This window comes from Bacillus cereus group sp. Bc010 (assembly GCF_027716745.1).
GTDB lineage: Bacteria > Bacillota > Bacilli > Bacillales > Bacillaceae_G > Bacillus_A > Bacillus_A pacificus.
This window is the reverse complement of the sequence record NZ_JAQFUY010000004.1, coordinates 101601-128580: the sequence shown is the minus strand read 5'-3', so window position 1 is coordinate 128580 and position 26980 is coordinate 101601. Positions and strand designations below refer to the sequence as shown.

The window sequence follows — 26980 nt, the reverse complement described above, 5'->3', positions numbered from 1 at the left end:
CCTTTCCGCATTACTTCTATTATTGCTACTTGCCATATATTATATAATTCAATTCATAAAACAAAAAAGACTATCAAAATTGATAGTCTTTAGTCGTCGCTACGCTGCATACCAGTATAAATCAATACAAGACGTAATAATTCAAATACCGCTACAGCTGCAGCTGCTACATATGTTAATGCTGCCGCATTTAATACTTTACGAGCTTGCCCATATTCATCGGTTGATACGATACCTAACGCTTCAATTTGTTGCATTGCACGCTTGGATGCATCAAATTCAACTGGTAATGTAACAAGTTGGAACACAACACCTGCTGCCATTAAAATGATACCTAATAACAACAAACCAGACATTTGTGCAAATATACCGATTAGGACGAAAATCCAAGACATATTCGAACCAAAGTTTGCAACTGGCACTAACGAATGACGAACGCGCATAAAGTTATAATCTTTTGCATCTTGAATTGCGTGTCCTACTTCGTGTGCTGCAACTGCTGTACCAGCAACTGAATGACCGTAATAGTTATCTGTTGATAATCGAACTGTTTTTGCAGTTGGATCATAATGGTCTGATAAATGACCTGGTGTTTCTTCAACGGCTACGTTGTATAATCCATTCTCATCTAAAATTTTCCGAGCCACTTCTGCTCCTGTCATACCTGATGTTGAGTAAACTTGTGAATACTTGCTATAGGCACTACGTACTTTTGACTGTGCGTACAACGGTATGATCAAAATGATCGCGAAGTAAATTAAATAAAACATCATGAACCTCCATTGAAGTTTTAATTATAGTACTTCTCATTCTATTTTCTTCTGCCACCATTGTCAATGAATAAACCTTACAATCCGTATCTTTATTTATTACATTATCTATTCTTAGAATGTACATTACTTTTTCTTTTTTCTCTCTCCCCTTTATACTTTCTCCATCCAACATAAGTTAATGTGAATAAAATAAGACCTCCAGTAATTGTCATAAACCAAATGAGAGAGGGTGCAATTTCGTCTTTTTTTACTGTATGAAATATCTTTTGTAAATCCCCTTTAATGATTCCTACTTGCATTTGCCCACCTTTCGTTTTTAACATAACGTTACGGAATTCATCCAAATAAGATAAATGGGCATTTACACGCTGCACTTCGTTTTCTGGCAGAGCTATCATTAAGCTTGGATAAATAATATTAAATTCATGTAAAAATGTGTTTAACGTTTGTTGAAACTGTCCCGTATCTTCTTTTGTCATCGCTTTTTCCATTTGAGAAAAGGCATCCATTACTTTTCCTTCTCTTTCCATCCAAAGTGGTTGGTACTTCGATACTTGTGCATCAACAGCGAGCTGCAGTGCTAGTACATTATCAATTTTAACTTGTTTACTTACCTCTTCTTCCGCGAGAGATTGTTTCGCTTTGTCGTAAGCTAAAGAAATAACTCTAACTTGATCTGGCGTTACTTCTTGCTTCTTTTCATTCCCCTTTATGACAAACTGCTCCGAGAAATGTTGTAATACTTGTACTGCTTTTTCATCTTCATTACGCTTCACTAATTGTAATGAGTCATCCAACAAGCCTGTTAGTTCACTCCACTCTTCAGCATATATACGTAACGGAAACATTATAATTAGAAATGCTATCAATCCAACTAATGTTCTCTTCATCACGGTCCCCCCTATAACTACTAGTACAAAATATGTTAATTTGGACAAGAATAGAACAGAACTGGACGGAAAAATATATTATCGTTTTACAAACAAAAAAATTCTCTTTAAACAGAGAATTTTTCTTTTGAAATCCTTTTCTTTTTTACAAAATATTTATACAAGCTATAACAAATTATGCTACCACATAAAATAAATAATAAAATAGCACACGCTGCATGCATAAAGAACTCTTCTGGTAACATTAATATAATCGGATCCGTTTCAATATCAAACATCCAATAATCATTACTGAATAAAAGCTTATGGAATAATACAAAACTCTTTTCAAAATTAATAGCGATTGGTAACACAAGCGCAATCGGAAAGATAATTGTTACAATCGATCCATGCAGTAAAAACTTTTCATTTTTCTTTTTTAATAAATACATGCCGCCTACTATTGCAATCATAATTGTCGCATACATTACATATTGTATCTTTACTAAAATATTTTTAACATCTACAAAATGAATACGACCATTTGTAGACATATCTAATGTGGGCAACTGTAATGCACCGTCATAAAACGGAGATAAATATGTGATAAGCACATCATAATTTCTTTTAATATCATCCTTCGTCATATCTGCTAAATCTGGAATGTTTAAAAAATCAATTTCAAAATAATATAGCCATTTTCCGTATACAACCGCCGTTGTTGCGAGTGCAAATATAGAAAATGCTATGCTATATGAAACAATTATCGTAATCAATCGATCCAATATTTTTGTACCACTCGTATTTTTCTTCATTTTCTCCCCCTAATGTTCTAACGATTATAAAGAAAACTGTTTTCGATTCTCACGTAAGCAATAATAATATGTCATACAAAGCACAGCAATGCTTAACCAGAACGTAAAATAACCAATTTCCCCTACAAACAAATGCATAATTCCGTATCTCGGCATTTGCCAAAACAAATAATCAATTGCATCGTTATGTAATGTCCATATAGCTGCTACTGCAAAATGCCATTTTTTTATACGGTAAAACGGTGCATATAGCACTGCTTGTACTGCCATCGCAAAATGTGAAAGCATTAACATATACCCGATAAAGCCAATAGGACCTTTTACATAGATCATAATCCCATTTACAACAACAGCCCATATTCCATATTTTATTAAAGTAACAATCGCTAGCGCCTCTATTAATCCCCAATTTCTTTTTATTAAAAAAGCAATTAAAACAAAGACAAAAAAGAGACTTGCCATAGGACTATCGGGTACAAACGGCCAAAATATAGGTGAAGTTTCTTTTAATTGATTTCCATACCATATAAATCCGTATATTGTACCTAATATGTTAACAACTAATAAAAATAATAATACGGAGCGTTGTCTTAACATTGCATACAAATAAACCAAGTTGTATGTCCAACACCTTTCATTCTTTCATCAAACTCTACTCTATTATATAGTAAACTTTCTATCATCAAAATAAAAAGCTGACTACAAATTTTGTAGTCAGCTTTTTATTATTTTTTATTATACTTTGCAACGAATTCCGAAAGCTTCTTCAGCTCCTCATCTGTACCTTTAAATACACCTTTAGGCATGGAACCTTTTCCCTCTTTCGCAATTTTAGCAATTTCTTCTGGCTTCAAAGTTAAATTTTGCAGTGCCGGTGCTGCTGCTCCGCCCTGTAAATTGTCACCGTGACATGTTAAACAAGTATTTTTTTGCATTAATTTATAACCGTCATCATTTTTATCAACTGGTGCTGTTTTTACAATTGCTCCTTGTTTTTTTGCAGCTTCCCAGTCGTGGTGTGCTACAGATTCCCAAGTTAAAAAGATAATCGATGCAATTGCTAAAAGCATAAATCCCGTTGCTACAGGACGCTTCAATGGGCGTCTTTCTGGGCCTCGATCAAGAAATGGAGCTAACAGTAATGCGCCAAACGCAATCCCTGGCATAATGAACGCTCCAATTACAGTAAATGAGCCAGAAGCATAAGAATACTTTAATAACTGATACAAGAATAAGAAATACCAATCTGGAAGTGGTATATACCCAGCATCAGTTGGATCCGCCATTCTTTCAAGCGGTGACGGATGCGCCACTGTTAAACATAAATAACCGATTAAAAAAACTGCACCAACCATCCATTCTTTTAACAAGAAGTTCGGCCAAAATGCTTCTGTTTTCCCTGGGTATTCCGAATAGTCTTTTGGAATGTTTGGTTTCCGAGCTACTGGTACCCGAGAATCTCCTACAAACTTCATCCCTTTGCCGCGATGCATAATCTCCCTCCTTTAGTTCTTTCCCCTTTAATTTAGCAATCTCTTATAGTGGACCGGAAATACCTTGTTTGCGAATCATGATGAAGTGGAAGGCCATTAAACCTAGAAGTGCTGCTGGTAAGAAGAAGACGTGAATAGCAAAGAAGCGAGTTAATGTTTGAGCGCCAACAATTTCGGAATGACCAGCGAGTAATGTTTTAATGTAAGGACCAATGAGCGGCGTTTGCTCTGCAATTTGAATCCCTACTTTCGTAGCAAATAACGCTTTCATATCCCACGGTAATAAATATCCGGTAAAACCAAGACCTAACATAACAAAGAAAATAAGAACACCAACAATCCAGTTTAGCTCACGAGGCTTTTTATACGCACCCTGGAAGAAAACTCTAAGTGTATGTAAAAACATCATTACAATTACGAGACTAGCACCCCAGTGGTGCATACCACGAACAATTTGCCCATATGCAACTTCATTTTGCAAATAATAAACCGATTCCCAAGCATTTTTAATATCAGGCACATAATACATCGTCAAAAACATTCCAGATAAAATTTGAATTACAGTAACGAAAAAGGTAAGTCCGCCAAAGCAATAAACGAATGCAGAAAAGTGATGTGCCGGGTTTACATGTTCAGGTACTTCATGATCAGCGATATCACGCCATATTGGTGTAATATCTAACCTTTCATCTACCCAATCATAAATTTTATTTAGCATCTACTTTGCACCCCCTCTTGGCTTCGCTTTTCCTAGATACAACGTTCCATCTTTCACTTTAGATTCGTATACATCAAGTGGAGCAAGGGGCGGCGTGCCTTTAATGTTAATTCCGTCTTTTGTGTAACGGCCCCCGTGACATGGACAAAAGAATTGATTCGGATGTGCTTTGTCCGAATTCCAGTTAACTGTACATCCTAAATGTTTACATACTGGAGAGAACGCAACAATGTCTCCGCTTTCATCTTTATGAACCCAAGCTGATTTTGGCTCTTCGGACTTGTACCAACCATCAACCTGCTTCACCTTAAAGTCGAAACGTTTCGGCTCTGTTGTAATATCCTTTACTTGTGCAACAGCAACCATATCCGTTCCCGCTTCTTTTCTTAACACCGGATCAAGCGCAAATCGCGTCATCGGCATTAAAATACCCGCTGCCATAAAGCCTCCTACCCCTGTAAGGGTGTAATTTAAAAACTGTCTTCTTGACACACGATGTTCTTTCTCGCTCACGAAAATTTCCCCCCTCTATCAGAAATTGTCCCCTCGTGATAAATTATATAAAAAATAAAAACTAGGACACTATCATGATATAATACGCTCATGCACAGGTCAATATCATACTACTCATAATAATAAGAACTTTCTGTTTATTATTGTTTTCCCCATTTTTCTTCTAACATTACCATTATATTTTTTATATGTGCATGAATCACTTCTCTTTTCGCTTGATCACTAAATTGTTCTAACGCTAATGAAGGAAACCAAAATAAATCTCCCTGCAATTCTTGCATATCTTCTTTCCATGAAAAATCACTTGTAACATAAGCAATATGCTTAAAACCTTGCTTTCTCAAATGATTTGTCCATTCTTGCAAACGGCCTTTTTCGTTTTTTTGACTTTCTACTAGATACGTAAATGCAGGTAGTAAAAGCACTCTTCCTTTATATTCTCTTTCTAGCTCCATACTCAACAATTCGATAAATTCGCCTTGTTCTACTACCGTTTTCATTTCTTTTGCTGCTGAAATTGATAAAAGTGGTATAACACCCGTATCTACATATTCTCTTGCTTGCTCAAACTGCTCCACATCTTTTACAATCCATTTCAAATTTCTTCCCTCCCTCACCTGGAAATGACAGAACTTTCACTTTATATATATTAAACCATACTAAAAGAGGTAAAAAAAGAAAAACTACCTATATTAAGGTAGTTTTTCTTAAAAAGTCTGAAATTTGTAAAATTTTATGAATCCAAATGAATTTTATAACATCTTTAACTCCACTGTTAACCTATGAAACGCTTCCTTATCTTGCTTATCCAGCGCTTCATCAATTTGCTTTAGAAGACGTTCTCTTCTAAAAGAAAATACACTTTCTTCTAAAAACCTTTCTGCAAGTAAACGATCTTTTTCATTTACTTCAATGTGCTTTGGTAAATACGGGTTTTCTTCTAATACAGCTACATAGTTGGCATTTTGAAACGATGATTTAAAATTGAGTTGAATATAAATATCCTCATCTCGATTTAAACGAATATCATGAAACGATTTTTCAGCATCTGTTGTCATAACATTTTGTTTAAAAAAGTGAAACGGTGTATCTTTTACACAATTCGCGGACATTACTAAGCCACGCGGACAATATTTTGCATGCTCTACGAAGTGGACTTTATGCATCAATTGGTCGTGACTCATTAAATAATTCAAAATCCATACACATTCACGCTGTTTCAGTTGGTAATTATTCAAAAACCATTTTACAAAATCCTTCTTCTCGTTTACAGAAACAGGGGTATTCATAGCAATTAAGTCCCTCCTCTGTCTTTCTCTTTTCTTTTTAGATTCAAGAAGCGGCATTCAGTTTCCTTCCAACTTATGAAAAATCCTCTAAATTATATAACAATTCTTCAATATGAATTTGTGTCGGGTCTAGTTGTATTAACTGAGTAAATACTTCTTTCGCCTCTTTTCGCATACCTTCTTCCAATAAGAAATAACCGTACTCTTCCAAGAAGTCTGGATGATTCTTAAAAGAAGTATATGCACTTTCATAGTGTTTTAATGCATCCGAATACATTTCTAATTGTTTTTTTGCAAATGCAAGATCCCAAAGTAGTTGTGTATCTGGTTCTCCGCTATCAATTGCACGCTCTACAACAGCGATTAACTCTTCATATTTTTCTTGTTCCTTTAAGATGTACGCATATTTTAATGTTGCACCTAAATGTCCTGGATCTAACTCAAGCGCTTTTTGAAGTACTTCCTCTGCTTCCGCAATTTTCCCTAATTTCGCTGCAATGTTTGCTAATTCTACATAAAATGGTACAGAAAGCTCATCTACTTTAATTCCTTCATGAAGTGTTTCATAGCTTTCTTGAAGCATCCCTTCTTTTTCATAGCTTTTCGCTAAATACATGTAAAGCGATGCATACTCAGGATCTAATTCTTTCAGTTCTTGCCAAGCACCAATTGCTCGTTGGTATTCTTCACCTTGGTATAACGTGAAGGCATATCCAAATAATGAGTGAATATCTTTTTGTTCCTCTAAACCTGCTTCGTAGTAAGAAATCGCCTCTTCCCAATTTCCAATCGCGCTTAACGTTTCTCCAAGGCGTAGCGCAATGACAACACCACCCATTACTTTATGTTCCGCTAATAGCGACTCATAATAAGTGATTGCCTTTTGTTCTTCACCTTTACTACTATATAACTCTGCTAATCCAAACGTAATGACAGGCTCGTCAGGCATCATTTCTTTCGCCTTTAATAGTTTTTGTTCTGCTACATCATCGAAACCTTGCATTTGGAATAAATCCGCAACAAGTAATAACGATTGAACATATAAATCATCATTTTCTGGAATATCATGAAGCACTTCAATCGCTTCATCTTCTTTGTCTAGATCAATATATAATTCTGCTAAAAATACAGTGAATTCACTTTCCTCTGGATACAATAAACGTAAGTCTTCTGTAATAGCTAACGCTTCATCCGTAAATCCAAGTGTATGATAATAGCGAGCGATATCATACTTCTCTTCATCATTCGCAATTTTTAATTGTTCTTTTAATAATTGTAATCCTTTTTCCGCTTCACCATTTTCAATATATGAAACAACTTGTTCAAACTTTTGCATAAACGTCTCCTTTAATTCTAAAAAATATTCTTTTCTGTTCATTTCCCCCGCTATTAACGGGCAGTAAGACCCCACCTCAAAATTCAGCTAAGGCAAAGAAGTTAGTTTTTGGGTCAACTGCCCGTAAAAGCCCGATTGGTTCAACTAATAATCAGCGGGGGATAAACATCCCCCTACTAATTAAAGTTTCACTTTATCATAAGCAACTAGGTGTAAGAACGCAACCTTTAGAATGAGCATACTTCTTCTTGTACTTTCACTGATAACGATTCAAATATGACACCGATACCGCATTACTACTTTCTATTGTACCGTTTTCTTTTATGACCGTGCAAATAACTCCCCTTATGAATTATTAGCCCGCACGAACTCTTTACAGTTCTTCTTTATTTAAATAAAAAAGACTCCTATATTAGGAGCCTTTACAAACTCTTAAGAGTATGTTTCTTCTTTCTTTACTTGCTCGTTTACAAGCTCTTTCAACAGTTCTATAATTTCATCATTTTCTTCTTTCAAACCGACAGTAATACGAATGCCATCATGTATACCAAATGCAGCACCAGAACGAACGATATAGCCTTTCTTCATTAATCGTTCGAAAGCCTCATTACCAGGAATACCGAGCTTTAAGAAAATGAAATTTGTTTGAGATGGATAATAGAATACGTTATATTCCTTACAAAATGCATAATACTGATGTAAACCTTCTTCATTCTTTTTCACACATTCTTGTAAAAATGCTTGATCTTCTAAAGCAGCGAGTGCTACAGATTGCGCTACAGTCGATGTATTAAATGGTAACCTTGCTACTTCTAATTGCCCAATTAACTGCTCATTACCAACCGCATACCCAATACGGAAAGCGGCTAAACCGTATGCTTTTGAAAACGTGCGTAAAATCATAAGATTTCCATACTTTTCAAGAAGTGGCAACGTTTGCGGATAGTCTTCCGCCCCCGCATATTCATAATATGCCTCGTCCATAATAACGAGCGCTGACTTAGGAACTGATTCTAAAAATGAAAGTAATTTTTGTTTCTCTACATATGTACCTGTCGGATTATTCGGATTACAAATCCATACGATCTTCGTTTTATCATCTACTTGCTCTAGCATCGCATCTAAATCATGAATGCCATCTTTAAGTGGTACTTCACGAACTTCTGCTCCTTCAATAACAGCATGGTGATGGTATTGCGAGAATGTCGGATTCGCCATTACAACATTTGTTCCTTCGTGTAGTAATGCACGGCTAATCATTTGAATGACTTCATCTAATCCACTACCAAATAGTAGTTGTTCTGCTTTTACACCTAAATGTTCCGCTACTTTTGTCCGAAGTTCAAAGGCATATCCATCTGGATAAAGGGCATATTGGCTCGCTAAAGAAGTTAATGCTTCTGTTACACGCGCTGAGCAACCGAATGGATTTTCGTTCGATGCTAATTTCACAATTTTTGATAATCCATATTCCCTTTTTACTTCTTCAATATTTTTCCCAGGCACATACGCTCTCAAAGTTAACAATTGTTCTTTTACTCTCATTTTTCTTCCCCCAGTCGTTTTATTCAATTCGATTACAATGAGGTTATAATCTCTCACTGCAATCGTTTATCTTAACCGTCACTATTACGAGGACACCTTGAAACAAGCACTCCTTAGCTCTTAAACCATATCCTTTTGAAATGCCTCTAACGCAATATGAACAGTCTCATCTGGAATAGATACGACATTCACTACCCCATATTCCTGCATAAGTACCATATGAATTGCTCCAGCATTCGCTTTCTTATCTTGTTTCATCAACCCGACGAGGCGTTCTACATTCAAATCACTTGGCATTTTTGGATAACCGTACTTTAAAAACCACTGCTTCATCTCTTCATAAGCAAGATTAACCTTATACACTTGCTCACTTAAGAATATAGCAAATAACATTCCAACCGCTACTCCGTCACCGTGAGTAATATTTCCGTATCCTAGTTCTTTTTCAAGAGCATGACCTAACGTATGTCCAAAGTTCAAATGAGCACGTACACCTTTTTCTGTTTCATCTTGTGCTACAATGTTTGCCTTTACAGGAATCGCCTTCGTTAATATGTGGATTAATTTCTCATCACGAAGATCTGCTAATGTTTGCACTTCTTCTTTTAGCCAATGATATAGTTTTACATCACCAATTAGAGCATGTTTTATCACTTCTGCATAACCTGAGCGCCACTCTTTTTCAGGAAGAGACTGTAAAAACGGTGTATGATATACGACTGCTTCTGGTTGATGGAATGCACCTATCATATTTTTACCTAACGGATGATTGATTGCTACTTTCCCACCTACTGCGCTATCGTGAGCTAATAAAGTCGTCGGAACTTGAACAAAGCGAATTCCACGCATAAATGACGCAGCAACAAAACCAGCTAAGTCTCCAATCATCCCGCCTCCAAGTGCGATAATTAAAGAATTTCTATCTAATTTATTTTCAAGAGCTGACGTATGAGCCGCATAGAAATTTTCAAAGGACTTCTCTTTTTCACCACTCGGTACAACGAATGAAAATACTTTTTGCTCTATTTGCAACGCATCTACAACCGTCTGTAAATGTAAAGATGCAACAGCTTCATCTGAAATAATCATGATGTTTGATACAGATGGCTTCATATTTTGAACAATCGTTGTCAAATGTGACAACGATTCTTTCCCTACATATACATCATATTCTTTTGATTTCGTTTGAATATGTATGTTTCCCATTAAAATCCCCTCGCATATTCATTATGTCTCTCAATATTTTCACGAATAAGGTCCATACGATCTAATCCGAATTGTTCTATTAGAGCTGTGGCTAATTCCCAAGCTACAACCGCTTCTGCAACGACACTAGCTGCTGGAACAGCACAACTATCTGAACGTTCAATACTTGCTGTAAAAGGCTCTTTCGTATCAATATCGACACTTTGCAACGGTTTATATAGTGTAGGTATCGGTTTCATCACACCGCGTACAACAATTGGCATTCCAGTCGTCATACCGCCTTCTAAGCCACCCGCGTTATTTGTTCTTCTTGTATATCCATGCTCTTCATTCCACACAATTTCATCATGAACTTCGCTGCCCGGTCTATGCGCTGCTTCAAAACCAATTCCAATCTCAACACCTTTAAAAGCATTAATGCTCATCATTGCGGCTGCTAATTTTGCATCTAGTTTTCGATCATAATGCACATAGCTTCCTACTCCAATCGGCATTCCTTCCACAATTACTTCAACGATGCCACCAATTGAATCACCATTTGATTTCGCATCATCAATTGCTTTTATCATTTGATTACCAGCTTCTTCATCTAAACAACGTACAGGTGATGCTTCTGTAATACTTTTTAATTCTTCAATTGAACGATACGTAGTCTCCTTAGCCTGTACACCACCAATTTCAATTACATGGCCTGCTACTGCAATACCAAGTTCCGCCAACACTTTTTTAGCAACCGCACCAGCAGCAACACGTACTGTCGTTTCGCGAGCCGAAGAACGTTCCAGTACATTTCTCATATCTCTATGACCATATTTAATCGCACCATTTAAATCAGCATGTCCAGGTCTTGGTTTTGTTACTTTCCTTTTCATTTCTTTTTCTTCTTGTTCCGTTAACGGCTCTGCACCCATAATTTTTGTACAATGTGCAAAATCACGGTTTTCGACAACAAGCGCAATTGGAGAACCTAATGTCTCTCCATGTCTAACACCACTTACAATTTGCACTTGATCTGTTTCAATTTGCATGCGTCTACCGCGCCCATATCCCTTTTGCCTTCTAGCTAACTCTTCATTTATATCATCCGCTACTAATGGTAGTCCGGCCGGAACACCTTCTATAATCGTTGTAAGTTGTGGACCATGAGATTCACCAGCTGTAATATATCGCATACGTTATTCCTCTTTTCGTATATGTATTTATCTCGCTATATTAAGCAATAATATTATCTTTCATTACTCTAAAAATATGAAAGAGTTATGAATACATCAGCCATTCGCTTATTCTCCGATAGGCCGTTACTTTACATATCAATATATCATAACAGCTCTAACTTCGTAACTAATAGAAATAAAAAAAGTGCAAGAAGAATACCCCTATTCTCCTTGCACTTTCTACTATTATCACAGTGATTAAAGCGTTTACAAATTATTTCAAAATAATTAGTAAATCCATTCATTCATTAATTTTGAGTAGTCAACTAATTCTTCTTCTTTAAAGAAAATAGCAATCTCGCGCTCTGCACTTTCTAACGAATCAGAACCATGGATAATATTTTTCGCAACAGTTACACCGAAATCTCCACGAATTGTTCCAGGAGCTGCTTCATGTGGTCTTGTTTTACCCATCATGTTACGAGCTGTATCTACTACACCTTCACCTTGCCATACCATTGCAAATACAGGGCCAGATGTAATAAAGTCTACTAATTCACCAAAGAAAGGTTTCTCTGTGTGCTCAGCATAATGTTGTCCAGCAATTTCCGGAGTGACTTGCATTAATTTTGCACCAACTAATTGAAAGCCCTTCTTCTCAAAACGAGCTACAATTTCCCCAATGAAGGCACGTTGTACACCGTCTGGTTTAACCATTAGAAATGTTTTTTCCATAAAAAATCTCTCCACTTCTGAATTATGTATGTAATTGTATATCCCCACACACATATTAACACCCTTATCACAATTGTGCAATAGTTTTGAAATAGAGAGATTATTTTATTTTTTAGAAAAAACACTAAAATTTTCGTTTCCCAATATACTTTGCTACATTTTGTAATGCATACTTTGCTTGTCCACGTGGGAGTGGTTTTATAATTTCTAATGCTTTATGTAAATAACGTTCACTAAACGCAAATGCTTTATCAATAGCATCACTATTTTTTACAGCCTCAATAATTTCTTTCATTTCGTCCGCTGTTGTATTTTCATGTACAGATTTGATTTTCTTACAAAGAACCGGATCTTCCATAGCATATAGAGCAGGAAGCGTAATGTTTCCTTGCAATAAATCACCACCAGCAGGTTTTCCAAGTTTCTCTTCTGTGGAAACGAAGTCTAAAATATCATCAATAATTTGATACGACATCCCTACGAAATAGCCATACCAAAACAGACGACTTACTGTATCACGATTAGCGCCAGCAGCAATTGCTCCTAGTTGGCAACTTGCAGCAATTAATAATGCGGTTTTTCGCTTTATTCTTCTTAAATATGTTCTTAAATTTTGGTCATAGTCATACTTATCTTTAATTTGTTCGATTTCACCTTTACAAACTTCTAAAATGGTATGCGATAGAGCCTGATGTGCCTCTGGAATTTCAATATTCGTTATACATTCAAGAGACTTAGCGAATAAATAGTCCCCTGTATACATGGCAATACGATCTCCCCATTTCGCATTCACAGTTGCACTACCACGTCGTAAAAACGCGGCATCAATAACATCATCGTGAACAAGAGAAGCCATATGAATAAGTTCTAACGCAACAGCTACATGCTTAATTGCGTCTAACTTATAATCTCCAAATTTCCCTGCAAGCAACACAAATACAGGACGAATTCGCTTCCCACCAGCTTCAATAAGTTGTAATGCCGCCTCTTCTACTAATGGCTGTTCAGAAGCAACTGTCTTTTTTAATTCTTTTTCTATCACATTAATATCCGATCGTAAAAAAGAGTACATAAGTTGTAACTTCATATTGTTCACCTTAACCTAAAACTTCTTTTTTCTATTTTGATTCTGGTTTCATACCTAAATGCATCGCTGCTACCCCAAAAGTAAATGGCTTCACTTGCACACGTTCAAGTCCAGCTTTTTCGAACATATTAGCCAATTCTTTCATACCTGGGAATGTACTAGCAGATTCTTGCAGCCATGAATATTCTTTATAACTTTTCGCAAATAACTTTCCAAATAACGGCATGATATATTTAAAGTATAAAATATAACCTTGTCGAAAACCAATCATTGTTGGTTGAGATGTTTCTAAACAAATTACTTTTCCACCCGGTTTTACTACACGCGTCATTTCTTTTAATACGTGCATATAATCCGGTACGTTACGTAAACCAAATCCAATCGTTACATAATCAAATGTGTTATCTTCAAATGGAAGTTCCATTGCATTTCCGTGTAGAAGTTCTACTTGTTTTAATTGTAAAGCCTCTACCTTTTGCTTACCAACAGATAACATATTTTCACTGAAGTCTAAACCAACAACCTTGCCCTGTTCACCCACTGCTTCAGCTAGCGCAATTGTCCAGTCCGCTGTCCCGCAGCAAACATCAAGCGCTTTACTACCTGGTTTTACATCCATAATGCGCATCGTCTCTTTACGCCACGCTTTATGCCTTTGAAAACTAATTACAGAATTCATTACATCGTATTTATCAGAGATTTTCTCAAATACATCATGTACTCTTTCTTCTTTTGATTGTTGCATGCTCGTACCTTCTTCCAATGTAAAATTGCTTATGTCTTCGATTTATCTCTTAACACAGAGTTTATTTCGCTTATATCTGTGTGATTTTCTAAAAATTGATTTTCTTTCTTTCCGAGTTCCATCATCCATCCATTCATAACTGTTTCTGCATCCGCTTTATCGTTCAAAATCTCTTGAACCGCTTGAAAAACAGGTGAATGCTGTTTTTCAACATGTAATTCACATTCTTTTTGGAGACGATTTTTCCCTAATACATATGTTATAAACGATTTCCAATGCGATAAATGAAAATGATCACATGTTTTTTGCAAAAGTGCAGACTCAATCGTTACTACACTTTCCAGTATGTCATCCATCGTTTTATGCGCTTTTTGATATAACATTATTTTGTGTTCATTAATTTCTTTAATTCCTTCAGCAAGCGCACGAATTAAAACAATATCACGATTCATAGATAATAAGTAATAATATAACCCGCTATAATAATCACCAGCAAGCACTGTTAACTGGCGGCGCTTATGCGATTCATTCGCTTCTTCCCCTACTTTATTCGATACTCTTTCATGTGTATCAAGCGCAATTTGCACAAGCATAATCGTCACTACATAATGCTCAATTTGTTTTATATGTAAATTTGCACCTTTTAAAGCACCATATAACAATGCTATTTTCTCTTCATCAATAAATGGTTCTTCAATATAGTTTATAAAATAAGGATGGCGTAATTTCACCATCAATTTCTCTCTTATACCCGCATACCCTCCGTAGATGTCACACACAAAAATCACCCTTGTTTTCTAATTCATAAAACTTATTATAACACATACACTCTATTTTCTATAACCAAAACTTGGCTACTCTTTCCAAACTTCTATCGAACTACATAACATCTTCTATTCTTTTAAGTAGCCTTTCTATTCTCACTCTGCCTTGCTAAAACTATATCATTTATTAAAAAAAAAAAAAAAAAGAAAAGCAGTTTCCCACTTTTCTTTACTTCGTTTTAATAAAAGATAAAATTTCACTACGTGCTGCAGCATCATTTTCTAGTACACCACGTACTGCTGTTGTTACTGTTTTTGCACCTGGCTTTTTCACACCACGCATCGTCATACACATATGTTCCGCTTCTACTACTACCATTACACCATGCGGCTCTAGTACTTCCATAATAGAGTTCGCTACTGTTGATGTAATACGTTCTTGCAGTTGTGGACGACGTGCAATTGTATCTACAGTACGAGCTAATTTACTTAACCCTGTCACTTTTCCGCCTTGCGGAATATATGCAACGTGAGCAACTCCATAGAATGGAACTAAATGATGCTCACACATCGAATAAAACGGTATATCTTTTACTAGTACAAGCTCCTCGTGATCTTCTCCGAACACTTTGTGCAAATGTTCTTTCGGATCTTCATGCATACCTGAGAACACTTCTGCGTACATTTTTGCAACACGCTTTGGTGTATCAAGTACTCCCTCACGATTTGGGTCATCTCCGATTGCCTCTAAAATAAGACGTACTGCATGTTCAATTTGTTCTAAATTAACTTTTGCCATCCGCTAGCCCTCCCGAAAACCTAAAAGTGATACGAACACATTCTAGCATATTTATGTTTTTAAAAGCAAAAAGAAGAGTTTCCTAAAAGGAAACTCTTCTTCCCTGTTAATATGTAAGGATTATTTAACCGCATCTTTTAACGCTTTACCAGGTTTGAATGCAGGTACTTTACTTGCAGCGATTTCAATCTCCTCACCTGTTTGTGGGTTACGACCTTTACGAGCCGCACGCTCACGAACTTCGAAGTTACCGAATCCGATCAGTTGTACTTTATCACCTTGTTTTAAAGCTTCTAAGATAGAATCAAAAACAGCGTCTACTGCTTTTGTTGCGTCCTTTTTAGAAAGGGAACTTGCTTCTGCAACAGCATTGATTAAATCTGTCTTGTTCATGCCATTCACCTCCTCCCAAAGATAAGACTGTATAATGATCATAAAATGAGTCTTACTTTCATTTGTAGGCAATTTTTACAAATTCTATACTACAAAGATGTAGATAAATCATTATCAACGCCTATATTATACGATTCTCCTTTATAATTCAATATTTTTAAGGAAATTGTTACTCTTAAAATGTGAAAATCTGATGAAACTTGACAATTTACAACAATATATTAGATAATGGCTGTTTATTTTCCTATTTTGTATGCGAAAATTTAAAAAATCCCTCTACGATGAGAGGGATTTTTTCTTATAATATAATCGCGATTAATCCGCCAGATCCTTCATTAATAATTCTTTCTAGCGTTTCTTTTAATTTATATCTCGCATTTTCTGGCATTAAAGATAGTTTCGCTTGAATACCTTCCCGAACAATCGAGCTCAGCGAACGTCCAAATATATCAGAATTCCAAATTGATAATGGATCATCTTCAAAATCTTGCATTAAGTAACGAACTAGTTCTTCACTTTGTTTTTCAGTACCAATAATTGGCTCAAACGTGGACTCCACATCAACTTTAATCATGTGAATAGATGGTGCTACCGCTTTTAATTTCACACCAAACCTTGAACCGTGACGAATAATTTCTGGCTCATCTAAGCTCATATCAGCTAACGCAGGCGCCGCTACACCATATCCTGTTTGTTTTACCATACGCAGGGCATCCGCCACTTGATCATATTCTATTTTCGCATGAGATAAATCGAGCATAAGCTTCAATAAATGATCTTTCCCTCGAATTTCTACCCCTACTACTTCTTTTAAAATTTGATCATATAATTCATCTGGTGCATATAGATCAATCTCTGCTACGCCTTGCCCCATATCAATGCCAGCTAGGCTCGCTCGATCAATAAATTCATACTGACTAAACTGCCATACGACACGGTCTACATCACGAAGACGTTTTATATCCTTCACAGTCTCTTGAACGGCTTCTTGATAACTTTGGCGTAACCAATGCCCTTCATTTAGCACCATTACCCAGCTCGGAAGGTTCACATTCACTTCTAAAACAGGGAACTCAAATAACGCCTCTCGAAGTACATTGTATACATCTGTTTCTCTTAAACTTTCAACACTCATCGCAATGACTGGGATATCATATTCTTCAGATAAGCTTTGGCGCAATTGCTCTGTATCTGGATGATACGGCTGTACAGTGTTAATGATCATAATGAAAGGTTTTCCGACTTCTTTTAGCTCATTTACGACGCGTTCTTCTGCCTCTATATAATCTCTTCTTGGAATTTCACCAATCGTTCCATCTGTTGTAATTACAACACCAATTGTTGAATGTTCTTGAATTACTTTCCGTGTTCCGATTTCTGCAGCTTCATGGAATGGAATAGGTTCTTCATACCAAGGAGTATTAATCATGCGCGGGCCATTCTCATCTTCATAGCCTTTTGCTCCTGGAACTGTATATCCGACGCAATCTACTAATCGAATATTCACTTCAAGACCTTCATCTACTTCGATAGAAACCGCTTGGTTTGGAACAAACTTCGGTTCCGTCGTCATGATTGTACGGCCAGCAGCACTTTGAGGTAGTTCATCCTGCGCTCTTTGACGGTCAGACTCATTTTCAATATTAGGAATAACTACAAGTTCCATAAATTTTTTGATGAATGTTGATTTTCCTGTTCGAACAGCTCCTACAACTCCAAAATAAATATCACCGCCTGTGCGTTCCGCAATATCTTTAAAAATATCTACCTTTTCCAAGTGATTCCCTCCCTCAATATTTTTGGGAATAATTCCACGTTTATAGTCAACTAATACCTTCTCTAACGTTGCCTATAATATCTGATATAATATAATGGTATTCTAGAAGTTCGGACAATATATCATATAATTTTGTCCAATTTCATATGACTATTAAAAAAATACCTTTTGTTTGCATCGCAAGTTGTGTAACATAAAAAACCTTTCTTCTAGAACTTATTCACTAAAAGAAAGGTTCATGACTTATGATTTTAAAAAAATTGGTTCTCCATTCTTTACCGTATACGGTAAAGAATACGCAGGTACAAATGGAGAATCTTTCGAAAGTATATTCCGAATATCTTCCCCCTCCTTAAATTGTCCTTCGTTTTTTTTCAGCGCTTCATATAAGTCGATTCTATAATCAACATAAATTTCTCCCTTTTCGTTAATTACAAACGGAAGTCCTTTACCAGAATACGGACTTGTCACTTGCGGTACATCTTTATATCCAAGTTTTTTGAAATCTAATTCATACACACCATCTGAAATTACCTTTTTAAAAGGTGGATATTGATGTTCATCTCGATACATCCTAAGCTTTAATGATAATTGCTGAATTTGTTCAGCCATCCTCACATCAATTAACTTTACTGTCGGGTTTGTTTCAACGTCTATTAATACGTATTGATATACTCCCCCGCTTTCATAGGCATTCCCTGGCGCTTCTTGTATGTAACGCGGAGAAATCTTTTGAAAATCGATTGGATATTTTTGATAAATAGGCGTATTCATATCCCGCGTCTTAATTGGCAATATCCCGTCATTTTGCTCCTTAAATGTCGCAACAGCTTTTTGAACGACCTGCAGCTGATCTTCATAAGGCACAGCATTTTGTTTCATATTTTCTTTTGGATACAGACATCCTGTTAAAATGCTCATACAACAAAATATTAAAATAATATGGACTTTTTTCACTAGCAATCACCTTTTCATACTAATATAACTCGCTCCGTACCATTCCCTTTACTGCTGTACAGGTCCACTAAATACAACAAGAAAAATAACAATTCCTGATACAATCATAAGGGTGTACGCTACCAACGCTGTAATCCCTTTCAAAAATTTATTCTTTATTTTATATCTGCTTAGCAAAATAAAACTTACTGCAAAAAACATAAATCCAATTGCCCCTAAAGCAAACCACATTTTTATTAGCCCTTCCGACATATACACACCCCTTTTTATCAATCTATTTTTATACTATTTTAACAAATTAAAATCTTTAAACAAATACAAAAAAGAACATTTTACTACAAATCGAGAATATGTAGTTTTAATCAATAGGTTTTTCAGCATTTTCCACCAGTCTAGATAAAAATAAAACCGAAGCGAGTGTATCACTCGCTTCGGTTGACCAAATATGCCCAAAACAGCTCTATTCCCATACTTTCATGGCTATCATATGCAATCTACAAACTCTTTGTTTCTCATATTTTATTTTTTAAACATTTTGCTTAACGAGCCAAAATCTGTCGGCATATTATTGTTAATAATCGCTTTTACAATTTGATCCTCTTGTTCTTTCGGCACTTCACGTCCTGCCATAAGAGCCACTTGATGAATCAATTGACGAAGTACAGTCTCATCACGTAAATTCGCATTTTGTACAGATGATGCTAATTTAAAAATATCTTCTTTATTCACTTTCGCTTCTTTTTCAATGTTATTAAAAATGTTGTTATCCATTCTTTTCACCCTCTCCTCAAGTTACTCTTCATCCTATGCAAAAATAAAAAAATGGTGAAAAGACCCAAAAAAATAAAAAGCGACAGAAGTACAATTGTACTTCTGTCGCTTTTCTTTAAAGTAAGTCAGGTATAGCTTCCACTTCATGTTTTCGAACACGCCCCATTAATGAGCCTACTGCATCTTTTACATTATTCCCATTGAATAAGACGTCATATAAAGCAGCTGTAATCGGCATTTCCACTTCCATTTTCTCTGCCAATTCATGCGCAGCTTTCGTTGTTCTTACACCTTCCACAACCATACCCATGCTTTCTAACACTTCTTCTAAAGAGTGTCCTTTTCCAAGCAAATTCCCAGCACGCCAATTTCGGCTATGGACACTTGTACAAGTTACAATTAAGTCCCCCATACCAGTTAGACCAGCAAACGTTAACGGATTTCCACCCATTTTTCTTCCTAAACGAGCAATCTCCGTTAAACCACGCGTCATTAATGCCGCTTTCGCATTATCACCTAATCCAAGACCATCAGTTATCCCAGCAGCTAATGCGATAATATTTTTTAACGCACCACCAAGTTCAACTCCAACGATATCTGGATTTGTGTATACACGGAAATAACTATTCATAAACAAATCTTGTACTTCCTCAGCCGCTTCCATACGCTTTGCTGCAGACGTAACAGTTGTCGCCTGACGTAACCCAACTTCTTCAGCATGACTCGGTCCAGATAGTACAACAACATCTTTAATTAAGTCCTCTGGAATTTCTTCCTCAATCACTTCCGAAATACGTTTTGACGTACCAGGTTCAATTCCTTTACTTGCATGAATCCAAGTAGTCGGACCCGCTACATATTTCTTCATATCTTGTAGTACTTCTCTATACGCTTTCGTTGGTACTACAAGCAGTACTACATTTACATCTACTAATGCTTCTTCTAAAGAAGAGTAGGCTACGATTGTGCTTGGCAATGTAATTCCCGGAAGATATCGACTATTCTCATGTTTTGTATTAATCTCATCCATAAGTTCAGAACGATTTCCCCAAATACGTACATCATGCCCATTGTCAGCTAATACCATCGCTAACGCTGTTCCCCAGCTACCTGCTCCAACTACTGTGATTTTTGTCATAAAATCACATCCTCTCCATTAGTCTCTTGCTCTAGCGATAATGTGAATCGGCGTTCCCACAAAGCCAAATGATTCACGTAAACGATTCTTTAAGAAACGCTCATATGAGAAATGCAATAGTTCTGGATCGTTTACAAACACAACAAATGTTGGTGGTTTTACCGCAACTTGTGTTGCATAGAAAATCTTCAGACGACTACCGTTATGCGTTGGCGTTGGATTCATCGCTACCGCATCCATAATTACATCATTTAATACATTCGTTTGAATACGGATACTATGACTTTCATTTACCTCATCGATAACCGGTATTAGCGTTTGTGTACGTTTTCTCGTTTTCGCAGATAAGAACACAATCGGTGCGTAATCTAAAAATTGGAAATGAGCACGGATGTTTTCTTCAAATGCTTTCATTGTTTTCTCGTCTTTTTTCACTGCGTCCCATTTGTTTACAACGATAACGACAGCTCGCCCTGAATCATGAGCGTATCCAGCGATTTTTTTATCTTGTTCAATAATTCCTTCTTCACCGTCTAAAACGACTAAAACAACGTCAGAACGTTCAATCGCTCTTAGTGCACGAAGTACACTATACTTTTCTGTACTTTCATACACTTTCCCTTTTTTACGCATACCAGCTGTATCGATAATTACATAATCTTTCCCATCTTTACTATATGGTGTATCGACCGCATCACGAGTTGTTCCTGCTACATTACTAACAATTACACGCTCTTGACCAAGAAGAGCATTTACAAGTGATGATTTCCCTACGTTTGGACGGCCAATTAAAGAGAAACGAATTGTATCTTCATCATATCCGTCTTCTTCAATCTTTGGAAAATGCTGTGCAGCTTCGTCTAATAAGTCACCTAATCCTAATCCATGTGTACCTGAAATTGGGAATGGTTCACCAAATCCTAATGCATAGAAATCATAAATATCACTGCGCATTTCCGGATTGTCCACTTTATTTACTGCAAGTACAACCGGTTTATTTGAACGATATAATATTTTCGCAACTTCTTCATCAGCTGCTGTTACACCGTCACGACCATTTGTCATAAAAATGATAACATCCGCTTCATCAATTGCTACTTCAGCTTGTTGACGAATTTGTGTCAAAAATGGCTCGTCTCCAATATCAATTCCACCTGTATCAATAATGTTAAATTCATGATTTAACCATTCTCCAGCGCTATAAATACGATCGCGCGTTACACCTGGAATATCTTCTACGATTGAAACTCTCTCTCCAACAATTCTATTGAAAATAGTAGATTTCCCTACGTTCGGGCGGCCTACTATTGCTATTACTGGTTTCGGCATATACTTTCATCCTTTCAACTTGCTTCTGTTTATTATGTAAAAAACCCTTCTTTGTGCAAGAAGGGATTTGCATTCCAGAATATTTCTCAACGTATCAAAACACCTCACATTATAACACACGTTGCTAATGTTTCACAATAATATATACATTCTCTTGTAAGCGATGCGCAATGCCATCTAGAATTGCCTCTAAATTATTTGCAACAAATTCTAATTCCTCTTTAGATTCACAAGTAAACAGAGGAGCACCACCAGCAAATTTCTCCGGGGTCGTTGTAATAACTGCAAGAATTACACTTTCTAACATCATCTCTTATCTCCCCTTCCTTTCGGAGCTTCCGATGACATATGAACAGCACTTTCTAACGTCGGCACGTTCCCTATAACACCTATTGCTTTCTCCGCATCTTGATCTTGTGGCAAGACAAAGATTCCAACCCTGCCATCCTCTAAATCACGCTTTGCTAACGGTACAAGTGCCGGCGTACCAGAATCTCTATAAATTCCTAAAGCAACAGAAACATCATGTAAAATAGCTTGTCGTTGTCCTAAGTTAGAGATTGTCACCATCGCATCAATTGATTTCGGTCTTAAAATAAAACCCATTCCATACTTCATAATTTCCTCTTGTCTTGCTGGCAATCCAATATTCATAATGTAAATATTATCAATATACAGCCCCGCTCCTTCAAAACGAAGTGGAACATGCTCGATATCAACAAGATCATGCAGCCTCTTACCAGACATTAATTTTTTCGCGATAAAAAATGCGATGATAGCCATAACTACTCCAGCAATCCATGAACGGAACCCTATATAAGCAAACGTCGTTACAAACGACGTTAACATCGCCAAATAGTTGCGACTTTCAAAAACTAATGCAATTCCTTCAATATATGTATTCCCACGCGGTACAAGCTCATAACCATCTAATTGTTGCAATGTATTTCTTTCCATATTACGCACATCACGAAACTGTGTTGCTGCTAACGTAAGAAACGTAATGGCAGAAAAATCTTTTTTCAATATAGACGGAATCGCAATCGCTCCTAAAGCTGCCGCAATTAACCCCATCGCAATATGAATAATTTTCCCGTGGAGCCTCGTCGGATATTGCCGCGTATCTGTCCGGAGCATAAGCACTCTCGTTACTGTCCCTGCTATTACGCCGCATAAAATGGCCGGTGTATATTCAATCATGTATTACCCTCGCCTTTCTTTTACGTGTTTTCCTCTTAAACTGTTCCATGTGTACGGAGACCTTCGCAATCCAAAATAAAATTGCTATGAATAATGTAGAAACAGCAACGATATCAAAAAACGCTAAACTACCGTAATCGTAAGGAAAATGCAGTTTCCGAAAAATAATTGTCACAAACAATTCTCCCTGCAACATTCCTATATAAAGAGAACATAGTCGTAATATGCGATCCTCATGTAATAAAACGGATGCATATACAAGAGCACTACTTAACAAAAACAACCTGTCCACCACAATCCAAATTGGATCATATACTTCTAACAAATGAAAACTTGTATATAACATTGCAATAATAAGTGCCGAAAGTAAGCTATATAATTTTTTCCAAATAGAATAGAGCGTGAGCCCTATAAAAGCTATACCAGAAAGTAAAAGTGCATTTACTGATACCGTGAATGAAGCAATCGTTACATGTAACGGAGAACAAATAATAAAAATCAATATACAGGCGCTTATCTTCCACCGAATAGAGTCCTTTTTCATAAAAAACGTTACGACAATCCACCCTATCCAAGCTACAAAATAAAAAGTACTCCCTTCCATCATTTCACCTCCTATGTTTTCCATTATGGGAACTTTTTATGAAAGTTAATCCACTTTCTTCGCGCATAGTTTTTTCATATAACAGCAACACTTTTAATAAGGAGGTGCTATTCATTATGGGTAAAGATCGTCAAGAACGAAAACTAAGAGAATCACGCCGCGTTGAATCTGACCGTGACCAATCACTACAATATCCGGGTGCAACTGGACTTGATACACCTGAGCAAGCTCGAAAACAGAATCAGCACTAATGAATACAAAAAGACGGTTTCGATATTGTACGAAACCGTCTTTTACATATTTCTTCATAATTTCTATTCATATTGAAATAACATTTCACATACAAATCTTTCTAAACTTTATTTTTATCCATACCTATTTTTCTTAGCAAAATTAAGCCTTCTGCAATAATTCAATGGCACATTATCTACATTTTTCAGTCGCAAATTTTACAAGATACTGTTTATATATAGGAATTATTTCATTTTTCTAGAATATCAATTCTATCCCTCACTTTATATTACTAAAATGAATAGAAAACAAAAAAATCAACCAAACGGTTGATTTTTTATCTCCTACTATAATGCGTCGTATCAATTCCACGCTGCGTTAACCAATGATACGTTTCGCCCTTTACAACAAGAGGTACAGATTGTAACTCTTCTATCGTCTTCGCACCGAGAGCTGTCATAATAAATTTCAAATCTGTATGTAGAAGATCAATTTCATCCACTAACTTCTCGATGCCATCTTGCATTAAAATGCGTAAAAAGTATCCAGCAAAAGCAGTTGTATTCGCCCCTAATGCGATTGCTTTCGCTACGTCAAGCGCTGTTTGTATACCCCCAGATGCAATAAAAGAGAGGTTATTATTTGTAGAGGTTGCTTCAACAATCGAGGTTGCTGTTTGTATGCCCCAGTTATTAAAATAAGAAAGCATTCGCTGTCTTCTTTCATTTTCAACAGCAGCAAAATTCGTACCACCTTGTCCGCCAATATCAATTGCCGTTACACCTATGCTCGCTAACTGTTGCATTGTTTCCTTGCTCATCCCAAATCCAACTTCTTTCACAATGACAGGAACTTTACTATTTAAAACAATTTTCTCAATGCGCCGAAGTACACCAGTAAAGTCACGGTCTCCTTCTGGCATCGTTAACTCTTGTATGACATTTAAATGAATTTGCAATGCATTCGCTTCAATCATATCAACAGCACGCTCTGCCTGTTCGATAGTTGCCTCACTACCTAAATTAGCAAAGAAAATACCATTTGGATTTACCTTTCTGATAATCTTATAAGAAGCTGCCTCACTTTCATCTTTTAACGCCGCCATTTGCGAACCTACAGCCATAGCAAGGTTATGATGTTTCGCTACATATGCTAATTGCTCATTAATATGTAACGTTTTCTCTCCTCCACCACCAGTCATCGCATTGATAAAAATCGGCGAACTTAGTGAAAGTTCGCCGATTTTTGTTTCACATGTTATTGTGTCATAATTTGAATTTGGCAAGCTTTGATGCACAAAATCAATATCATGAAAGCCATGCGTACGAGACTGACCAGTAGAAAGAGCGTATTCAATATGATCTAATTTACGTTTTGCCCTTACCACTTGTACCCCTCTTTATTTCTTTAATTTTTTCAGTTGTTCACCAATAATGTCACTTAATTGGAAAGTAGCAGAATCAGCATTCGGTTCATACTGACTATAATCTTCAGTTACATTATTTTCCTCAAGCGCTTCTTTTATACTTAAAGAAATACGTTTCTCTGCTACATGAACTTCAAGTACTTTCACTTTTACTTCTTGTCCCATTTCCAATACTTCATTTGGATTTTTTACGTGACGATTTGCAATTTGAGATACATGCACAAGACCTTCGACGCCAGGTAAAATTTCAACGAATGCACCAAATGTAACAAGACGTTTTACTATTCCCTCACGAATATCTCCAGCTTTTACTTCACCAGCAATATTTTCCCAAGGTCCTGGTTGAGCTGCTTTAATTGATAAAGAAATACGTTGTGTATCAGCATCCACAGATAACACCTTCACCTTTACCTTTTGACCTTGCTCTAATACTTCAGAAGGTTGCTCTACACGTTCGTGTGAAATTTGTGAAATATGAACTAAACCGTCCACACCTCCAACATTAACGAAAGCACCAAAATCCGTTAGTCGTTGTACTGTTCCTTCCACAACGTCTCCTTCTTTTAATGAAGAAATTGCTTCTTTCTTCTTAGAATCTAGTTCTAATTCTACTACCGCTTTATGCGAAAGAATCACGCGATTTTTTTCACGGTCCAATTCAACAATTTTCACGGCTAATGTTTTCCCTTTATAGTCAGTAAAATCTTCTACATAATGTACTTCTACAAGTGAAGCTGGGATAAAACCACGAACACCAAGGTCCACAACTAATCCACCATTCACGATATCTTTTACGGTAACATCAAATACGTGACCAGAAGTAAATTTCTCTTGTAATTCTACCCATGCTTTTTCTGCATCAACAGCACGTTTAGATAAGACAAGATCATTTTCTTCTAATTTAATAATCTTTAATTCTAGTATTTGATCTAATTCTACAACATCGCTTGCTTTTTCAATATGAACGTTAGCTAATTCACTAATTGGAATTACGCCATCTGTTTTGTATCCAACATTTACAAGCACTTGTTTCTCTTCAACTTTCGTTACAGAACCTGTAACAACGTCACCAACTTGTAATTCTTTTGAATCCATAACTTCTTCATTCATTTTCTCTACCATGGAAATACCTCCCTACAGAATTGACAAAGCATTTTTTATGTATATACGAAATGAAAACAATTGTTTTCATTTGCATGTTTAAGAATTTATCATCACATACGTAAGCTTCATACATTTCACTAGAAAATATATTAAACCTATATAAATAGTATACAGCAAAATCATCTTGAAGAAAGTATGTTTTGAAATAT

General features: G+C 36.3%; 31 protein-coding genes. 1 reads left to right on the top strand and 30 read right to left on the bottom strand.

Features of this window, described 5'->3' with window-relative positions; translation table 11 throughout:
* Positions 1-89: 89 nt before the first annotated feature.
* The 28 genes from PDQ68_RS07610 to PDQ68_RS07475 all read right to left on the bottom strand — a co-directional run bounded on the left by PDQ68_RS07610 (position 90) and on the right by PDQ68_RS07475 (position 24010).
* Positions 90-770 carry a zinc metallopeptidase gene (locus PDQ68_RS07610; RefSeq protein WP_000499537.1) on the bottom strand — a complete coding sequence of 227 codons (681 nt, stop codon included), beginning with the start codon at positions 768-770 and terminating at the stop codon, positions 90-92.
* Between the two features lie 104 nt (positions 771-874).
* Positions 875-1663: a sporulation protein YpjB gene (gene ypjB / locus PDQ68_RS07605; protein ID WP_000831687.1), complete on the bottom strand. Its 789-nt coding sequence runs from the start codon at positions 1661-1663 to the stop codon at positions 875-877.
* Positions 1664-1770: 107 nt separating this feature from the next.
* Positions 1771-2457, bottom strand: coding sequence for a lipoprotein intramolecular transacylase Lit (gene lit / locus PDQ68_RS07600; protein WP_000742535.1), 687 nt, complete (start codon positions 2455-2457; stop codon positions 1771-1773).
* A gap of 24 nt (positions 2458-2481) precedes the next feature.
* Complete coding sequence (gene lhaT, locus PDQ68_RS07595; RefSeq protein ID WP_000262825.1) at positions 2482-3072, bottom strand: lipoprotein heptaprenylglyceryl N-acetyltransferase LhaT; 591 nt, start codon at positions 3070-3072, stop codon at positions 2482-2484.
* Between the two features lie 110 nt (positions 3073-3182).
* Complete coding sequence (qcrC, locus tag PDQ68_RS07590; RefSeq protein ID WP_000554603.1) at positions 3183-3950, bottom strand: menaquinol-cytochrome c reductase cytochrome b/c subunit; 768 nt, start codon at positions 3948-3950, stop codon at positions 3183-3185.
* A gap of 43 nt (positions 3951-3993) precedes the next feature.
* The gene (gene qcrB, locus PDQ68_RS07585; protein WP_000932700.1) at positions 3994-4668 is read right to left on the bottom strand and encodes a menaquinol-cytochrome c reductase cytochrome b subunit; all 675 of its coding nucleotides are present in this window, start codon (positions 4666-4668) and stop codon (positions 3994-3996) included.
* On the bottom strand, positions 4669-5181 hold the full coding sequence (gene qcrA / locus PDQ68_RS07580; protein ID WP_001290418.1) for a menaquinol-cytochrome c reductase iron-sulfur subunit: 513 nt from the start codon (positions 5179-5181) through the stop codon (positions 4669-4671).
* Between the two features lie 140 nt (positions 5182-5321).
* Positions 5322-5798 carry a YpiF family protein gene (locus PDQ68_RS07575; protein WP_116733345.1) on the bottom strand — a complete coding sequence of 159 codons (477 nt, stop codon included), beginning with the start codon at positions 5796-5798 and terminating at the stop codon, positions 5322-5324.
* Between the two features lie 135 nt (positions 5799-5933).
* On the bottom strand, positions 5934-6470 hold the full coding sequence (locus PDQ68_RS07570) for a ReoY family proteolytic degradation factor (protein WP_270786647.1): 537 nt from the start codon (positions 6468-6470) through the stop codon (positions 5934-5936).
* A gap of 73 nt (positions 6471-6543) precedes the next feature.
* Positions 6544-7806 (bottom strand): tetratricopeptide repeat protein, encoded by a 1263-nt coding sequence (locus PDQ68_RS07565; protein ID WP_016717018.1) that lies wholly within the window; start codon positions 7804-7806, stop codon positions 6544-6546.
* Between the two features lie 432 nt (positions 7807-8238).
* A complete protein-coding gene (hisC, locus tag PDQ68_RS07560) occupies positions 8239-9351 on the bottom strand; it encodes a histidinol-phosphate transaminase (RefSeq protein WP_049113555.1) in 1113 nt (370 codons plus the stop codon).
* A 120-nt stretch (positions 9352-9471) separates the two neighbouring features.
* On the bottom strand, positions 9472-10557 hold the full coding sequence (gene aroB / locus PDQ68_RS07555) for a 3-dehydroquinate synthase (protein WP_016717016.1): 1086 nt from the start codon (positions 10555-10557) through the stop codon (positions 9472-9474).
* A complete protein-coding gene (aroC, locus tag PDQ68_RS07550) occupies positions 10557-11729 on the bottom strand; it encodes a chorismate synthase (RefSeq protein WP_061184009.1) in 1173 nt (390 codons plus the stop codon). Before aroC ends, aroB begins: the two co-directional genes overlap by 1 nt.
* A gap of 270 nt (positions 11730-11999) precedes the next feature.
* Entirely contained in the window at positions 12000-12446 is a 447-nt protein-coding gene (ndk, locus tag PDQ68_RS07545) for a nucleoside-diphosphate kinase (protein WP_000415885.1), read from the bottom strand.
* Positions 12447-12570: 124 nt separating this feature from the next.
* Positions 12571-13533 (bottom strand): heptaprenyl diphosphate synthase component II, encoded by a 963-nt coding sequence (hepT, locus tag PDQ68_RS07540; RefSeq protein WP_000776070.1) that lies wholly within the window; start codon positions 13531-13533, stop codon positions 12571-12573.
* A 31-nt stretch (positions 13534-13564) separates the two neighbouring features.
* Positions 13565-14278, bottom strand: a complete 714-nt coding sequence (gene menG / locus PDQ68_RS07535) for a 2-heptaprenyl-1,4-naphthoquinone methyltransferase (protein WP_001187662.1) — start codon at positions 14276-14278, stop codon at positions 13565-13567.
* 29 nt (positions 14279-14307) lie between these two features.
* On the bottom strand, positions 14308-15057 hold the full coding sequence (locus tag PDQ68_RS07530) for a heptaprenyl diphosphate synthase component 1 (protein WP_016717014.1): 750 nt from the start codon (positions 15055-15057) through the stop codon (positions 14308-14310).
* A 214-nt stretch (positions 15058-15271) separates the two neighbouring features.
* Positions 15272-15841, bottom strand: coding sequence for a GTP cyclohydrolase I FolE (gene folE, locus PDQ68_RS07525; RefSeq protein WP_001151482.1), 570 nt, complete (start codon positions 15839-15841; stop codon positions 15272-15274).
* 120 nt (positions 15842-15961) lie between these two features.
* Positions 15962-16234 (bottom strand): HU family DNA-binding protein, encoded by a 273-nt coding sequence (locus PDQ68_RS07520; RefSeq protein WP_001043860.1) that lies wholly within the window; start codon positions 16232-16234, stop codon positions 15962-15964.
* A 298-nt stretch (positions 16235-16532) separates the two neighbouring features.
* Positions 16533-18011 (bottom strand): stage IV sporulation protein A, encoded by a 1479-nt coding sequence (spoIVA, locus tag PDQ68_RS07515; protein ID WP_000416519.1) that lies wholly within the window; start codon positions 18009-18011, stop codon positions 16533-16535.
* A 243-nt stretch (positions 18012-18254) separates the two neighbouring features.
* Complete coding sequence (locus PDQ68_RS07510; RefSeq protein ID WP_049113550.1) at positions 18255-18968, bottom strand: hypothetical protein; 714 nt, start codon at positions 18966-18968, stop codon at positions 18255-18257.
* 48 nt (positions 18969-19016) lie between these two features.
* The gene (locus tag PDQ68_RS07505) at positions 19017-19220 is read right to left on the bottom strand and encodes a DUF2768 domain-containing protein (RefSeq protein WP_001288995.1); all 204 of its coding nucleotides are present in this window, start codon (positions 19218-19220) and stop codon (positions 19017-19019) included.
* Positions 19221-19487: 267 nt separating this feature from the next.
* Positions 19488-19739: a stage VI sporulation protein F gene (locus PDQ68_RS07500; protein ID WP_000369754.1), complete on the bottom strand. Its 252-nt coding sequence runs from the start codon at positions 19737-19739 to the stop codon at positions 19488-19490.
* 115 nt (positions 19740-19854) lie between these two features.
* Entirely contained in the window at positions 19855-20877 is a 1023-nt protein-coding gene (locus tag PDQ68_RS07495; RefSeq protein ID WP_000161775.1) for an NAD(P)H-dependent glycerol-3-phosphate dehydrogenase, read from the bottom strand.
* Between the two features lie 18 nt (positions 20878-20895).
* Complete coding sequence (gene der / locus PDQ68_RS07490; RefSeq protein ID WP_001125892.1) at positions 20896-22206, bottom strand: ribosome biogenesis GTPase Der; 1311 nt, start codon at positions 22204-22206, stop codon at positions 20896-20898.
* A 124-nt stretch (positions 22207-22330) separates the two neighbouring features.
* Positions 22331-22516, bottom strand: a complete 186-nt coding sequence (locus PDQ68_RS07485; protein ID WP_000979051.1) for a capping complex subunit for YIEGIA — start codon at positions 22514-22516, stop codon at positions 22331-22333.
* A complete protein-coding gene (locus tag PDQ68_RS07480; RefSeq protein WP_000575281.1) occupies positions 22513-23406 on the bottom strand; it encodes a YIEGIA family protein in 894 nt (297 codons plus the stop codon). The genes PDQ68_RS07485 and PDQ68_RS07480 overlap by 4 nt, the downstream gene beginning before the upstream one ends.
* Entirely contained in the window at positions 23399-24010 is a 612-nt protein-coding gene (locus PDQ68_RS07475; RefSeq protein WP_061184008.1) for a YphA family membrane protein, read from the bottom strand. The genes PDQ68_RS07480 and PDQ68_RS07475 overlap by 8 nt, the downstream gene beginning before the upstream one ends.
* Before the next feature lie 116 nt (positions 24011-24126).
* Between PDQ68_RS07475 and PDQ68_RS07470 the strand changes: the two genes are divergently transcribed.
* Positions 24127-24261 (top strand): YpzI family protein, encoded by a 135-nt coding sequence (locus PDQ68_RS07470; RefSeq protein WP_000513900.1) that lies wholly within the window; start codon positions 24127-24129, stop codon positions 24259-24261.
* A gap of 317 nt (positions 24262-24578) precedes the next feature.
* On the opposite strand, the gene PDQ68_RS07465 is transcribed toward PDQ68_RS07470, so the two are convergent.
* Together PDQ68_RS07465 and rpsA are read right to left on the bottom strand one after the other, a co-directional pair.
* On the bottom strand, positions 24579-25628 hold the full coding sequence (locus PDQ68_RS07465; RefSeq protein ID WP_000251031.1) for a type 2 isopentenyl-diphosphate Delta-isomerase: 1050 nt from the start codon (positions 25626-25628) through the stop codon (positions 24579-24581).
* 12 nt (positions 25629-25640) lie between these two features.
* Positions 25641-26789 carry a 30S ribosomal protein S1 gene (gene rpsA / locus PDQ68_RS07460; protein ID WP_000229551.1) on the bottom strand — a complete coding sequence of 383 codons (1149 nt, stop codon included), beginning with the start codon at positions 26787-26789 and terminating at the stop codon, positions 25641-25643.
* Positions 26790-26980: the final 191 nt, after the last annotated feature.